Origin of the sequence: Mycoplasmopsis alligatoris A21JP2, assembly GCF_000178375.1 — a bacterium.
Classification (GTDB): domain Bacteria; phylum Bacillota_I; class Bacilli_A; order Mycoplasmatales; family Metamycoplasmataceae; genus Mycoplasmopsis; species Mycoplasmopsis alligatoris.
Genome location: NZ_ADNC01000020.1, coordinates 17,125 through 32,248, shown reverse-complemented (window position 1 = coordinate 32,248; position 15,124 = coordinate 17,125). Strand labels below are relative to the sequence as shown.

Annotated in this window: 15 protein-coding genes and 2 pseudogenes; 7 read left to right on the top strand and 10 right to left on the bottom strand. The window is 26.1% G+C overall.

What is annotated here, in order from left to right; translation table 4 throughout:
- Positions 1–1,386 (top strand): annotated as a pseudogene (gene atpD / locus MALL_RS02190) (F0F1 ATP synthase subunit beta); the annotation flags it as partial.
- Positions 1,376–1,795 carry an ATP synthase F1 subunit epsilon gene (atpC, locus tag MALL_RS02185; protein WP_005683577.1) on the top strand — a complete coding sequence of 140 codons (420 nt, stop codon included), beginning with the start codon at positions 1,376–1,378 and terminating at the stop codon, positions 1,793–1,795. The pseudogene atpD and the gene atpC, both read left to right, overlap by 11 nt.
- 25 nt (positions 1,796–1,820) lie before the next feature.
- On the opposite strand, the gene MALL_RS04420 is transcribed toward atpC, so the two are convergent.
- Genes MALL_RS04420 through MALL_RS02160 form a run of 6 tightly spaced genes read right to left on the bottom strand, consistent with a single transcriptional unit; the run spans position 1,821 to position 5,169 of the window.
- Entirely contained in the window at positions 1,821–1,997 is a 177-nt protein-coding gene (locus tag MALL_RS04420) for a hypothetical protein (protein ID WP_005683563.1), read from the bottom strand.
- Between the two features lie 17 nt (positions 1,998–2,014).
- Entirely contained in the window at positions 2,015–2,245 is a 231-nt protein-coding gene (locus MALL_RS02180) for an iron-sulfur cluster assembly scaffold protein (RefSeq protein ID WP_005683573.1), read from the bottom strand.
- Positions 2,235–3,386, bottom strand: a complete 1,152-nt coding sequence (locus MALL_RS02175; RefSeq protein WP_005683584.1) for an aminotransferase class V-fold PLP-dependent enzyme — start codon at positions 3,384–3,386, stop codon at positions 2,235–2,237. The genes MALL_RS02180 and MALL_RS02175 overlap by 11 nt, the downstream gene beginning before the upstream one ends.
- Positions 3,387–3,394: 8 nt before the next feature.
- A complete protein-coding gene (locus tag MALL_RS02170) occupies positions 3,395–3,823 on the bottom strand; it encodes a hypothetical protein (protein WP_040545550.1) in 429 nt (142 codons plus the stop codon).
- Positions 3,810–4,262 (bottom strand): transcription antitermination protein NusB, encoded by a 453-nt coding sequence (locus MALL_RS02165; RefSeq protein WP_005683576.1) that lies wholly within the window; start codon positions 4,260–4,262, stop codon positions 3,810–3,812. The genes MALL_RS02170 and MALL_RS02165 overlap by 14 nt, the downstream gene beginning before the upstream one ends.
- A gap of 34 nt (positions 4,263–4,296) precedes the next feature.
- Entirely contained in the window at positions 4,297–5,169 is an 873-nt protein-coding gene (locus MALL_RS02160) for an ECF transporter S component (protein ID WP_005683571.1), read from the bottom strand.
- A gap of 196 nt (positions 5,170–5,365) precedes the next feature.
- On the opposite strand from MALL_RS02160, the gene MALL_RS02155 reads away from it, so the two are divergent.
- Positions 5,366–6,877, top strand: coding sequence for a phospho-sugar mutase (locus MALL_RS02155; RefSeq protein ID WP_040545551.1), 1,512 nt, complete (start codon positions 5,366–5,368; stop codon positions 6,875–6,877).
- On the opposite strand, the gene MALL_RS02150 is transcribed toward MALL_RS02155, so the two are convergent.
- Positions 6,866–7,321 carry a hypothetical protein gene (locus MALL_RS02150; RefSeq protein ID WP_040545549.1) on the bottom strand — a complete coding sequence of 152 codons (456 nt, stop codon included), beginning with the start codon at positions 7,319–7,321 and terminating at the stop codon, positions 6,866–6,868. The two genes, MALL_RS02155 and MALL_RS02150, sit on opposite strands and share 12 nt — an antisense overlap.
- A 133-nt stretch (positions 7,322–7,454) precedes the next feature.
- Between MALL_RS02150 and efp the strand changes: the two are divergent.
- The 3 genes and pseudogenes from efp (at position 7,455) to MALL_RS02135 (ending at position 10,820) form a co-directional block, all read left to right on the top strand.
- Positions 7,455–8,017: pseudogene (gene efp / locus MALL_RS04675) on the top strand (elongation factor P).
- Positions 8,017–8,319, top strand: coding sequence for an MMB_0454 family protein (locus MALL_RS02140; RefSeq protein WP_005683582.1), 303 nt, complete (start codon positions 8,017–8,019; stop codon positions 8,317–8,319). The pseudogene efp and the gene MALL_RS02140 overlap by 1 nt, the downstream one beginning before the upstream one ends.
- A 74-nt stretch (positions 8,320–8,393) precedes the next feature.
- Positions 8,394–10,820, top strand: coding sequence for a ligand-binding sensor domain-containing protein (locus MALL_RS02135; protein ID WP_005683565.1), 2,427 nt, complete (start codon positions 8,394–8,396; stop codon positions 10,818–10,820).
- A 124-nt stretch (positions 10,821–10,944) separates the two neighbouring features.
- Here the strand turns inward: MALL_RS02135 and tsf are convergent, their stop codons facing one another.
- Together tsf and rpsB are read right to left on the bottom strand one after the other, a co-directional pair.
- On the bottom strand, positions 10,945–11,820 hold the full coding sequence (gene tsf / locus MALL_RS02130; protein WP_005683560.1) for a translation elongation factor Ts: 876 nt from the start codon (positions 11,818–11,820) through the stop codon (positions 10,945–10,947).
- Between the two features lie 2 nt (positions 11,821–11,822).
- Positions 11,823–12,767, bottom strand: a complete 945-nt coding sequence (rpsB, locus tag MALL_RS02125) for a 30S ribosomal protein S2 (protein ID WP_005683574.1) — start codon at positions 12,765–12,767, stop codon at positions 11,823–11,825.
- Between the two features lie 302 nt (positions 12,768–13,069).
- Here rpsB and MALL_RS02120 point away from each other — a divergent pair, with 302 nt between their 5' ends.
- The gene (locus MALL_RS02120) at positions 13,070–14,728 is read left to right on the top strand and encodes a potassium transporter TrkG (protein ID WP_050767277.1); all 1,659 of its coding nucleotides are present in this window, start codon (positions 13,070–13,072) and stop codon (positions 14,726–14,728) included.
- Between the two features lie 42 nt (positions 14,729–14,770).
- Here MALL_RS02120 and MALL_RS02115 read toward each other — a convergent pair whose 3' ends face one another.
- Positions 14,771–15,013, bottom strand: coding sequence for a YneF family protein (locus MALL_RS02115; protein WP_005683581.1), 243 nt, complete (start codon positions 15,011–15,013; stop codon positions 14,771–14,773).
- Positions 15,014–15,124 lie beyond the last annotated feature (111 nt).

Genomic DNA, 15,124 nt, shown 5'->3' with positions numbered 1-15,124 from the left:
TAAAGGAACAATTGTTCAAATATTAGGTCCAGTTGTTGATGTTAGATTTACTAATTCAAAATTACCTAAATACTCAACGCTTTAACTGTTAGTCATGACAACAAAATTTTTACTCTTGAAGTAGCACAACATATTGGTGATGATACTGTTAGAACTATTTCAATGGTTTCAACAAATGGACTTTCAAGAGGTTTAGAAGTACTTGACACTGGACGCGCTATTTCAGTTCCGGTAGGAAACGAAGTTTTAGGTAGAATGTTTGACGTTTTAGGAAATCCAATTGATTTAATACCAAATCAAAATTGAACTAAAACTAATCCAATTCATGCCATGCCTCCAACTTACGAAGAACAAAAATCTACAAGTGAAATTTTAGAAACAGGAATTAAAGTTATTGATTTATTAATTCCTTACTCAAAAGGTGGAAAAATTGGATTATTTGGAGGTGCTGGAGTTGGTAAAACAGTTTTGGTGCAAGAATTAATTAACAATATAGCAACCGAACATAATGGACTTTCAGTTTTTGCTGGAGTAGGTGAGCGTACAAGAGAAGGAAATGACTTGTATCATGAAATGAAAGCAGCTGGTGTTTTAGATAAAACTGCATTAGTTTTTGGTCAAATGAACGAACCTCCCGGGGCAAGAATGAGAGTTGCGCTAACTGGTTTAACTATGGCTGAATACTTTAGAGATGAACAAAATCAAGATGTTTTATTATTTATCGATAACATTTTTAGATTCACTCAAGCTGGTTCTGAAGTTTCTGCTTTATTAGGGCGTATGCCATCTGCAGTTGGATATCAACCTACATTAGCAACTGAAATGGGACAATTACAGGAAAGAATTACTTCAACAAGAAGAGGATCGATTACATCAGTTCAAGCCGTTTACGTTCCTGCTGATGATTTAACTGATCCAGCTCCTGCTACAACATTTACTCATCTAGACGCTAAAACCGTTTTAGACCGTAATATAGCTGCTTTAGGAATTTATCCCGCTATAGATCCTCTTAGTTCAAGTTCTAGATTGCTAGATCCATTAGTAGTTGGAAATGAACATTATAGTGTAGCACAAGGTGTGTTAAATATTTTGCAAAGATTCAAAGAATTACAAGATATTATTGCTATTTTAGGAATGGGTGAATTATCTGAAGAAGATAAAAAAATAGTTGCTAGAGCAAGAAGAATTAGAAACTTTTTAAGTCAACCATTCCACGTTGCAGAAAAATTCTCAGGAATTCCTGGTGCTTATGTTAAACTAAGTGACACTATTCGTAGTTTTAAAGCTATTTTGGATGGTGACTTTGATGAGTATCCTGAAGATATTTTTAGATATGCTGGAAGCATAGATGATGTTTTAGCAAGAGCAAATAAAAATGGCAAATAAAACTCATTTAACTATAACAACACCAGATAAAGTATTTTATAGTGGTCTAGTTGATATAGTAACGTTAAAAACAGCTGAAGGATATATTGGTTTACAAGCAAATAAATCACCGTTCTTTTCTAATATTGAAATAGGTAATTTATTTATTAACTACGAAAAAGATCCAGAATTTATTCGTTGTGCTATAGGCGGAGGTTTAGTCTATGCTGATGCACAAAATGTTAATATTATTACTGATGATATTATTTTTTCAAAAGATATTGACTATAATCGTGCCGAAAAAGATAAAGCATGAGCCCTAGAACAAATCAGATTACACGATGATTCAAATTTAAAATTTGGTTATGAAATCAAACTAAAAAAAGCTTTATCAAGAATTGATGCTTATAATCAAGTTAATAAAAAATAACAATCCTATATTACAGGATTGTTTTTTACATCAATTTTTTAAGCGTGTTACATATAAATGTAGCACAAGCTAATCTATTTAAATGAACTTTTACATTATAGAATGCTCATAGCTCTTTTAAGCTTTCTAATTCTTGTTCATTTAATGAATCATTATTATTTAAAAATTTTTCAAAAAGTTCTATTAATTTCTTAATTTGCAATTTATTTTTATTTTGTGCTATTTTAAAAATATTTGAACACCCGATTTAAAGATAGCACAACCATCCGCTACATAAATGATTTCTTTTAAAACATCATTATCTCAATTTAAACTTATTTTTAATGAATCAGAACATGTTTGGCTAAAATGTTCGCTTACATTTTCTTTGCTTGTAATGTCTTGTGAAAAATGATTACTCAAATAATTATCCATAATAATACTACGAGCTTGGTTAGGATTAAATTTCAAGAAACATACCTCCATTTTCTAATTCATATGTCAATTTATCTATATCACTAAAATCATTATAAATACCTAAAGAAATTCTTAGATATGATGAATTAGGTTTAATATTTCTTAAATAAGGTGCACAAAATATACCAGCTATTGTATAAATATTACGATCTCCTAAATAAGTTGCTACATCTTGTGCATTGACGTTTTTAACATTGATTAAGCAAATTATGTCACCTGGTTGAGTAAATACTTCAACATTACTCAAACTAGAAAGTCTAGTATGTAAATAAATACTTAGTTTTTTTAAAATAACCTTAGTCTTTTTATAACCAATAGTATTAAAAAAATCAATAGCTTTATTAAACATAAACATTCCAGCTAAATCTGGTGTTCCAGGCTCAAATGCAGCAATAGTTTCTTTTAGTGTTCAATTATTGTTTTTATCTATTTTAGCAACAGATCCACCACCAAACTTGCTTGGCCTTATTTTTTTTAAAACTCTATCTTTAATTGCTAAAACTCCTAATCCAGTAGGACCATAGAACTTATTTGCTGAAAAAGCAATAACGTCACAATTATCAAAACTAACTTCTTGATGAGCAATAGCTTGTGCTGCATCATTTACAATAATAGTTCCATTTAAATTCGCTTTTTTGTAAATGTTTTTTAAGTTTAATTTTTCATTAAAATTGTTTGTCTCTTGTGAAAGGCTTATTAATTTTACATTTTGATTAATATCTTCTTCAATATTTTCTGAAACTATTATAGTAGCTCCAACTTTTTTAGCCATTTCGATTCATGGTAGCATATTCGAAGAGTGATTATAAGCACTAAGTAAAATAATGTCATTTTTTTTAATTACTTGTTCCATCATTAAAGCCATATTATTTATCGATTCTGTTGTTCCGCTAGTAAAAATAACATTGTGAGCTTCAGCTTTAATTAATTTAGCAACCTTTTGTCTTAATTCAGCAATTGTTTGATTGACCAAATTACCTAATGGTGTATCAGCAGTTCTTGAACTAATAGATGCGTTTAAATAAAAATTATTGATAGCATTAATAGCAGATTTAGGTTTTAAAACTAAAGCAGCACTATCAAAATAAGTAATTTTTTTAAGTATTGGAAATTGATTTTTAATATTTTTATACATACTTACCTCTATCTTAATATTTTTAAAAAATCCATTAAAAATAAATTGTAATGCCATTCAGCGTCTAATTTAGAAAGTTCATCAATAAATTTGTTGTAATATTCTCTTTTTAGTTTATTGCATTTTCAATGATCTTGATCTGAGTATGGATTGTAAGAAAAAATTTTAAACGAACGCTTATGACTGTTTTCATATTTAAGCATTTCATAAGCAAAAAAGTAAAAAAACGATTTAACTAAAAGTTTATTTTTAATAATAAATTCTTTTTCAATATGATAATAAAAAGACTCAACTAAAATTGGTCTTGGTATTTTTTTAAGTAATTCAAATAAGTCATGAATGTCAATAAAGGCTGATTCTGTCTTTTTAAAAAAAACTAACGCAAAGTTAAGTGCGTTTTTTAAATTTTTCAATCTTTGTTTTTTAATTATCATCATTTTTAGTTACCTGCATAGTGCTTGATTCTAGAGCAACTATTGATTTATAAACATTTTGTAAAATAGCGTTTACAAATTTGTAAAATTTTTGGTCTTTTTCAGTCATACAGAAGAAATCTTTTGTAATTTCAACCGCTTCATTTATTACTATTTTTGGTGGAATAGCAAATAATTCAGCTGTTGCATTAATTAAAACCGCACGTATAAAAGGAGGAATTCGATGTCATGTTCAATCAGTGTTTAGAAATGAGTTAATTATTTTTTTTATAAAAACATAATTCTTTTCAATACCTTCTAAAAATTTTAGTTGTGAAGGATCTAAAAAGTCAAATTCTACAAATGATTGAGATATATTAATAACTTCATCAAAAAGTTCAAATCTATAAATGACTTGAATTTTTTCTTCTCTACTTTTTCTACGTGTTTTTTTATATTTCATGTTGCTCCAATTACTGAAATTATAAACTATTTACTTAATATTGGTATGCTAAAGGCTCGATTAAATATCTATTTTTTAAATATTCAAATGGATGTATTAATATAATTAATAACAGTGTGTATAAAGGAATGGTTAAAATAGATTTAAGAACATTTCTAGCTAATCAAACATAGTATCAATCACCATATGTTTTTATTACATAACCAGCTTTATTTTGTGATGCATAATTTAGATAATTAATGTATGCAATTGGATGTATTAATCATCTAAATATTACTATGATTAACACTATTATGGCAAAAGTATTAATTGTAAGTAATACAGCTTTTTTTTGTTTTTCACTTTTTGATTTAAAGTAAATTATTCAAAGTATTCCTAGTGCAATTACTAATCCTGCAAAAACTGCAGCCATAATACTAATAGCTATTGTAGAAATTTTTGTAAATCCAAAAATTCTAGAAATAGTCACTTGATCGTTTTTTGCATTGTTAATTTGTGTTCAAATTACTACTACAGCAAAGACAAATGTTAAAAATACAATTATGTTTGGTGCAATGTAATTAAATATTTTGTAGTTTTTAATAAAATAGAAATAAGCTGCTGATACCATAGCAATTAATGGTGCAATTATTCCAAACTCTCACATTCAAAAACCTATATGACCGGCTATAACTAGTGTAAGAGTGTCAGCTATAAAAGCTAATATAGCACCCTTGAATCATCCTAAGAAAAATCCAAAGATAATATATGTTAAGTATTCAAAGTTTAAATTAAGTATTCTAAATGCTGTATATTTTGTAAAAACAGCAAGAATTAAGACCATCGCTACTAAAAATCCTGATACTGCAATGTCCATTATAGAAATTTTGACACTGCTTTTTAAAGAAGTTAAAACTTTATTTTTCATCCTTCTCCTTTCAAACAATATAATTGATTATAATGCATAAACTTTTTTTAAAGCATAATTAAAAAATATTTTTTTTGAATTAATTTGCTTTTCTCAAAAAATAATGTAACATATGCGATTTTTTTTAATTTAGCGAATAAATAATATGTTTGACAAGTCAATAAAGCTTATTAAAAAATTTAATATAATTTTAATTATGAAAAATGAAAAATATTTAGATTTTGGAACGGCTGGAATTCGTGGAGTTTTAGGCCCTAACAATGATCAATTGAATGAAAATTATATATACCAAATTGCACATGGTATAGCAAAATACATAAATAAAAACAAATTAAAAAAATTAGTAGTCATCGGAAGAGATAATCGTAGAAAATCTCAAGACTTTGCTTTATTGTTTGCTCAAATACTTGCAAAAAACGGAATTAAAGTGTTTTATTCTAAAGAAATTACACCTACACCTTTTTTAAGTTATTTAATTTTACAACTCCAAGCAACTATAGGAATTAATGTAACCGCAAGTCACAATCCTGCTGTTTATAATGGTGTTAAACTTTATAATAAAAACGCAAATCAAATGTTACCTGATGAAATTAAAAAATTAAAATCATATTTTCAACCTTTTAAAAACATTTTAAATGACTTAAAAGAATTTAATCCACATGAGAATATTATTTATGTTAACGAAGAGTTTAAGCGTAATTACATAAAATCACTTACTAACTTATTCCCGGTTAAAATTCAAAGTGATTTAAAAATAGCTTATTCTCCGCAACATGGTACTGGTGCTTATTATGTTCGCGATATTTTATATCCAATAATAGATTTAAAAAATGTTTATTTTTGTCCATTACAAATGGTTGAAGATCAAAATTTTACTCACTCGCCTAATCCAAATCCTGAATCAATAGATGCTTATAAAGAATTGTTAGAAATTGCCAAAAAGCACGATGATATAGATTTATTAATAACAACTGATCCTGATTCAGATAGAGTAGGAATTATGGTAAAACATAATAATAAATTTGAGCTTTTAGATGGAAATCAAACTGCTACTATTATTTTTGATTATTTACTAAAGAACACAAAAAATTTAAGCAATAAATATATGATTTATTCTTACGTTTCAAGCAATTTACCCGCAATTATGGCTAAAAAACATAATGTAAAAGTTTATGAAGTTCCAACAGGATTTAAATGAATAGGTGACTCAATAAATAATATAAAAGATATGGAACATTTATTTTCTTTTGAAGAGAGTTATGGTTCATTAATAGATTCATCCTTAGCAAGAGATAAGGATGCATTACAATCACTAGTAGTATTAGTTAAAATTGCACAAGAATGTAAAAATAAAAATATTACATTATTAGATTTATTAGAACAAATTTATCAAAAGTATTCTTATGTAAAGTCAAAAACCATATCTAAAGAAGTAACTGATATGGCTTTAATAAAGGTTATAAAAGATAAATTTTTAAATATAAAGTTTCCAGACGATAAGATTACAATGATGGATTATTCCAAATTAGAAAATAATCCTACTGAAATGATAAAGTATAAGTTGTTAGGGGATTCATGAATAGCATATAGACCGTCTGGAACTGAACCTAAAATCAAATTTTATTTATTTGCTTTGAACGGAAACGAGAAGGAATCGCAAGATAAATTAAATTTATTTGAAAATATAATTAAAAACTTAAGCAGTTAACCCTATGGTGGGTTTACTGTTTTTTATTAAATTAATTAATTTAGGATATCTATTGTTTTCTTTATTTAAAGATTCAATAAGTCTTTTTAATATATTAATTTCACTAATTTGACCTAGAGGATAATTAATAAAATCATTTTGTTCATCTAATTCTAAATTATCAGCTAGATTTTGTGTCTTTATACGAAATAAACAATCTATATCTATATATTCATTTAATAAACCATTTTTATCAAACAATCTTTCTATTTTCAAAGAACTATTGTCAATAACATCACTTGTTTTGACATCTAAAAAATAATAATATTCATCATCTTCTCCAATTACGATGATTTTTTTGTTTAAAGTAACTTTTTTTGTTGAGTTAATTTTGTTTATGAACTCATCCTTGAGTTCTAATATTACCAGTTTTGGAATATCGTGTTCATAAATATTTTTTTTCATGACTTAATTCTATGATTAAACAATAGCTCGATTTTCCCTTTTTTGTCCTTTTTTTAATTTTGTAAGAAACTAAATAATTGAAAAAAAACTGCTTTTAATATATAATAGTATTTATTTAAATATAGGAGAAAAAATGATTAATGTTAATGAATTTAAACCTGGTATTACCTTTCAAGATGGAAATGATATTTTTGTTGTTTTAGAAGCACAACACTCAAAACAAGGTAGAGGGTCAAGCCAACGTTAAAGCAAAGTAAAAAATTTAAGAACCGTTCAACAACTATTAAATCTTATACAGGTGGAGACAAAGTAAAACCAGCACATATAGATAAAAGAAGAATGAATTATTTATATAGCGATGGAGAAAATATTGTTTTAATGGATAATGAAACATATGAACAAGTTGAAATTCCAGTTAAAAATGTAGAGTGAGAAATGAATTTCTTAAAAGAAGGTATGGAAGTACAAATTAGAAAATACCAAGAAGAAGTTTTAGATGTTGAATTATCACCAAACGTAGAGCTAGTAGTTGAACAAGCACCTGATGCAGTTAAAGGTAATACAACAACAAATCCACAAAAGAAAGTTATTTTAGAAACTGGTTTTGAAGTTGAAACACCAATGTTTATAAAGGAAGGTGAAGCAATTATTGTTTCAACTGAAACAGGTAAATATGTAGGTAAAGGTTCAAAATAATGAACTTAGTTAACTTATCTTATAGTTTAAATCAAACTTATTTAGTTCATGAAAGTGCTTTTAAAGATGTTATTCCTAAAGCAATTAATGAAATTAAGTATGTCAAATTAGTTAATGACCCAAGAATTAGTTTTGATGAAAAAAATGATAATGTTGAAATTTATTTAGAATTAAAATTCAAAACCAATAAAGATGTTGATGCTTTAATTAAAAAAGTATTTAGTAAAATTGAAGAAGAAACCATAAATTTAATTGATATAACACCAAAAAATATTCAAGTTAGAATCATAGGTTTTTACTAAAATCCCGTTTGGGATTTTTATTTTCCTTTTTTTGTTCATCTCATTTTACATATAAATATTAATACGGAGGAAAAATGAAGATTAACAAAAAATATTTAATTATAGGTCTAAGCATCGCTAGTGCTGTGGCTATAGTTACAACTATTAGTGCTATTAGTATTAATAGAAGCAAGAACAATAAAAAAACTGTTTCATTAAATTCTATTAATAATAATGAAAATGTTAACAAAACAAACGAAACGATAAATTCAGAAAACGAAAATGAAACTTCTGAATATTTAGAAAATGAAAAAAATTCTATGTCTAATCCAGAAGCAAATAACAAACAAAACAATGACGAAGGTAATATTTGAAATAATTTTTTAGGCAAAAATTGAAAAAATGAAATTTCTGATCCTGACATTAATACAAGTATTAATAACTACAATGCAAGTTTGTCAAGAAGCATTACTTCGCATAATATTAAAAAACAACTTAAGAAAACAAATTTACTTTTGAAAAACCATATTACTAATAATTTAAGCATTAGTCAAAATTCCAAAACTGACTTAGATATAGTACAAAAAGAACTAAATAAACTTATTCTAAAAGAGGATGAATTAAAAAGGTCTAATCTTGATATAAAGAATTTTGATATAACATTGTTAAAAAATTTAAGTGATTTAAGGATTGAATTTAACAATGATGTTGAATTAATTGAAAGACTTTTAAAAAATTATAATCCAACATTGGCTGAGCAAGAATACGATTTATTTATAAAAAATAAAATTGTAATTTACAAAAAATCCTATACACAAGTAGGATTGGTAATTGATAAACTAGAAAAATTAGGAAAAATTCATACTAGTTTTAAACTAGTTATTGATTACTGAAATCAAGATTTAAAAGAATTGCAAAAAAATTTGAATCTTTACACCGAGCTTTTAGTTAATTATGAAGAAAAGGTCTTAGCTACTAATTTAAAAGAGCATTTAAATAATGTTTTAAATCACTTAAAAACAAATATTATTTTAGTTGAAATGTTAGTTAAAACTAACAAAGTAAATTTAGAAAAAATGATTCATTCAGAAAACTTATTACACTATGATATAGAACAAAAAGCAATAGATAAGGATATTTTATTACTCAAAAAAAATCTGGAAATAAACAATAATTTAAAATTGTTTCAAGAATTAGACAACAATAGAGAAATGTTGATTATGATTTCTAAAGAATTTAAAAATGAAAATGAATTAAAAGAACATTTAAAAAAATTTACAAAATATTTATCAAATAAGTTTTTTATTGAAAAAGAAATTGTGCTAAATAAACTTAAATTAGGTACAGGCCTTAAAATAATTGAAGAAGCAGAAAGTCAAAAAATAAAAACTAAGTTAATTAGTTTAGAAAAACTAGTAATTAATTCTAAAAATTTAGAAAATACTACACTAATAGATATAGAAAACAAAATTATAGAAATTGACCAATTGCACTATGAAATAGTTTTAAATGTAAATAACTTATTAGGTAAAATTAACTATAACAGTAACAAAATTACTGATTTGTATAAAAATTGAATTAAGGTTAAAACAGATATGACTACAATGATTAGCACGGAAGGAAAAAAAGAAAGAGATGCTTACAACAATTCATCATTACACACAAATATTGAATCAAAACTTAATAAAAGTAATGCTGAATATAATAAAAATGAAGAAGATATTCAAAATTATTGAAGTTCTTATTATGAAGATAACAGACAAGAATCATTAGATCTTATTCAAGATTTAGAGCAAGAAAATGAACAATTAACTGAGTTTATAAAAAACTTAAATATTGAAAAAAAATTAGTTACTGATAAAGTAAATAACGCAAATAGTATATATAAAGAGTTTTTAAATCTATATGCACAAAAAGAAATTGAACTAGTTAAAATTGAAAGTGAATATAAAACATTTAGAGACATTGTTGACTATAACGGTTTAATTTTTGAACAAATGAATAATGTAGGAAGAAATGAATTTGTTAAGTTAAATAACGAATTTAAAAATTCTCTTAATGAAGATATTAAAATCAAATTAGAAAGAATAAATAAAGAAATAAAAGTTATTTTTAAAGCTACAAGTAGTAGTGATGCTATAGATGAATTTATAACTAAGCAAACAAAATTTTATGCTGAAGTAAAAAAATATCATACAGAAAAACTAAATTTCGAACTTGAAAAGAAAAAGTATTTAGAAAACAAAAAATCTAATGAAATTTCATACGAAAATTTATTAAAAGAATACGAAAAACAAAGCAGGATAATACAAAGTTTCAAAAACGCTATTAAGGAATTTAGAGAGTATCTTCAAGAAGTTGAAAAAGAAGCAATGAATACAAACAACATTTATCAATATAATGTTTCAACTGGATATATTAATTTTAGAAACATCGATATAAGAGATTATGTTTCTAAATCTTATAAAACAATTTCAAATATTAAGAAAATGTTTGAAACTATATTTGGAATTTTTGCTTAATATAATTTAAAGATACTTAAATTTAAATATTAATTCAAGTAAAAAAATAAAACTCAATATAATTTGAGTTTTCTTTTTTGCCTATAGCATAGAAAAAAGTGGAAATATACTCCACTTTTAATTATTATTTGTTAACAAATGACATTACTTCTTCAGCAAAGTTTGATTGAACTTTTTCAATTCCTTCACCTACTTCAAATCTTTTTGTAGATAATAAAACTGATTTGTGTTCTTCTAAGTATTTTTCAACTGATTTTGAATCTTCAATAATGAATGATTGTTTAGTTAAAACAATTTCAGAAAGTTGTTTTTCGTATCAACCTTTAACAATAGCTTCTTTAATTTTTTCTGGTTTTGAAGCAAAGTTATTAGGTTCTTCAAATTTAGCTTTTATTTCTGAAACTCTTTTTTCTGGCATATCTGTTACGAAAATGAATTCTGGATTCATAGCAGCAACGTGCATTGCAACGTTTCTTGCAACATCTTCTTTAGCACCTTTTACTTTTGTAACAACAGCAATTAATCCATTAGCATGAACGTAGTTACCTAAAACTTCACCTTCACCTGCAACGATTTTTTCAAAACGACGGAATGAAACTTTTTCACCTATTGTAGCTGTAGCTGATGCACAAGCTTGTGAAACTGTTTCACCACTAGCTAATTTAACTTCTAAAGCTTCTTCTTGATTTTGAGCTTTTGAGTTTAATAAAGCATTAGCAATTTCATTTAATAATTTAATAAATTTATCATTTTTAGCAACAAAGTCTGTTTCTGAGTTTAATTCTACTAAAACTGAAACTTTTGAATTTGAAGCGATTGTTACTAATCCCTCAGCAGCAATTCTGTCAGCTTTTTTAGCTGCTTTAGAAATACCATTTTCTCTTAATCAGTCTTCAGCTGCTTTAAGTTCTCAGTTTGTAGCTTCTAAAGCTTTTTTACAGTCTACAAAACCTGCGTTTGTTTTTGCTCTTAATTCTTTAAGAATGTTCATGTCTGCCATAATTATTTATCCTTAACTTCTTTAGTTGTTTCTTTAACTTCTTCTCTGTTTTCTCCTGCTGGAGCTTTTCTTGGTTGATATCCGTTTGAATTTCTGTTAAATGGTTTGTATGAATTAAATGTTCTTCTTGGTTTAGCATTTGCTGGTGCTTGGTATTCAGGTAAAACAATGTTTTCATCTGGTTGGTAAGCAAATAATTCTTTTCCACCACGTGCTTTAACAATAGCATCAGCTAAAATAGTCATAACTAATGCTATTGATTTAGCTGAATCATCATTAGCTGGAATTCCAAAGTCTAATGCATCTGGATTTGAATTAGAGTCTAAAATACCAATAACTTTAATTCCTTTTCTTTTAGCTTCTTTAACAGCAATTTCATCTTCGTTAGGATCAGCAACGATCATAACTTGAGGAATGTGTCTCATGTTTCTAATACCATCTAAGTTTTTGTGTAATTTATCTAATTCTTTTTGGAATAAGATAGCTTCTTTTTTGGTGTATCCTTTAAAACCACTAGCAGCTTTTGCTTCTAATTGTTCCATTGTTTTAACACGTGACATAATTGTTTGGTTATTTGTTAATGTTCCACCTAATCATCTTTCTGTTACGTAGTATGATTGTGTTCTTTCAGCTGCTTCTTTAATTGCTGCATGTGCTTGTTTTTTTGTACCTACAAAAATAAAGCTTGCTTTTTTAGCAGCAAATTTGTTTATTAATGAATAAGCAAATTCTAAGTATTTTTGTGTTTTAGTAATGTCAATAATGTGAGCTCCACGGTTAGTTTTATTTGGAACTAAGTAGTCTCTCATTTTAGGGTTTCATTGGTGTGTTTTGTGACCAAAGTATGCTCCTGCTTCTAAAAGTTTGTCTTTAGAAACAATAACTGCTTTAGGTTCTTTAGCAACAGTTTCTTTTTTAACTGTTTCTTTTTCGTTATTTTGTGTCATAATATTTTCCTTTAGTTTGTTAGTTTAATATTCACTTCTAACACCTAGCACTTCTTCTCAAAGCACACCCAAGTGAATCCGCGAATATATTTGTATATTGAATTATTTTAAATTCTTTATTATTCTATCATATTAATTAAAATTAATGAGCTTTACTTAACAAAATTATTAACCTATAAAATAGTTAAAAAAATATTAATTATTAAAATATTATTTTTTTGCTATCAAATTTATTAATTTATATAAAATTTACTAACAAGCAAGTATTTTAAATGCTTTATAATTATACAAGTAAGGAAAAGATGAAAAGAAAATTTCGAAAATCGTTTATATATAAGCTTTATTTTAAATTAAAAAATTGAAGACAAAATGTTTCTAAAATTAAATACATATTATTAATCTACTTTTTAGTAGTTAGCTTTTCATCGATTTTATTATGAACTCCTTGAACACAAAATACTAGTTTTGAATTCAACGGAAAAGTAGAGACAATTGAAAGAATTTCATATGTAGGAGCATTATTTACAACCTCGTCTGCTTTTAGTGACACTGGATTAGTTGTTGTTGATACATTTAAACAGTGAAATATGTTTGGACAAGCAATAATAGCAGTTTTAATCTTATTGGGTGGAATTGGTATCTTTACAATTAAGATTTTTATTATCAACTGAGTACTACGTAAACGTAGCACTTCATTGAGTGAAATTAACCTAGTTAATACCGAAAGAGGTGGTATTAAAATTAACCAAACTGCCCAATTAGTAATAACATCAGTTAAATTTTTATTGGCTTGTATTATTCTGTTTGGTTTTATATTAACGTTTTATTTTTATTATGTTGAGCCTAGTACAACCAAAGGTATGGAAGCATTTTTAGATGGTAATTTTATAAGTCCTTATAAAAACTGATCAATGTCATTTAGATTTGGATTTTTCCATGTTATTTCAGCCATTAATAATGCAGGTTTTGACATTGTAGGTTCTAATTCACTTATGCCATATTATTTGAATTATGGATTACAAATAATTTTTATAATCCTCTTGGTTATAGGTGGTTTAGGATTTCCAGTCTTGTATGATGTTCATAATTATATAGTTCATAAAATAACTCGTAAAAAAACTAAATATCACTTTTCTCTTTTTACAAAAATGTCTAGTGTTTGTTACATTTTTGTTTTAATATTTGTCTTTTTAATTTCCTTTACTTTTGAAATAACAGCTTCTGGACATGAATCATTATGAAATGTTATTTATATTCCTAAAGATGGAACACTTAACACACTTGAAAAAACAAATCCTCTTTTAAAGGACTACATGGCTAATGGTGATATGTATGGAAGTAATTTTGACAAAACGTTTGCTATTATGTTTTCAAGTTTTTCAACTCGTTCAGCAGGATTTAGCACAATTGATATGTGAAACTTAACTCCAGCTTCAATTGCAATATATTTAATTGCTATGTTTATAGGTGCTGCGCCAAGTTCGACTGGTGGAGGTATAAGAACAACAACATTTGCGATAATATTTATGAGTATTATTAATCGAATTGTTGGAAAACCTAAAGTTGTTGCATTTAAAAGAACTATTAATTTAGAAACAGTTAAAATGTCCTTTCAAGTTACGTTAATTTCAGTTACGCTTTTAATAATTATTTTATTAATTACAATTTCATCGCTTGATATTCATGGCGGAATAATAAATTCTTCATATTCTTTAGATGAATATCTAGGCATGCGTAATTATGGAATTGAACATTTAATGTTTGAAGTATCAAGTGCCTTTGGAACTACTGGTTTATCAACTGGTTTAACTAAAGAATTAAATACAACTAGTCAAATTGCAATTTTATTATTGATGTTTATCGGACAATTTGGAGTTAGCTCAACACTTCTAGTTTGAGGTAAAAAGAAAAATTACTTTAACAGATATGATTATATTGAAGACGATTTAGTAATAGGTTAAAAATTAAAATTTATAATTAAAACCGCACAAGGCGGTTTTTAATTATTTATCTTTTGCGTTTTGCATTGAACGCATAATTTGTTTAATTTGTGTTTCTGAAGCTTTACGTCCCATTTGATTAAACATAACTCTAATCATTTTTTCAGTAATAGGTGGATTTTCTTTAATTTGTTTTTCAAACATTTTTCTAACAACAAAGAATGTAATAACAGCAACTAATAAGGCAACACCAATAATAGTTCCAATAATAACTCCAGCAAATGCTCCGGCACTTAATTCAACCATAAATCCTCCTTATAGTTTATTAGTTATAATTTTAACATAAAAATTTTTATTTACTTATGATGAAATTTAATATCTTTACTTATTTATAGTTAAAGACTAATACTTTTTCCT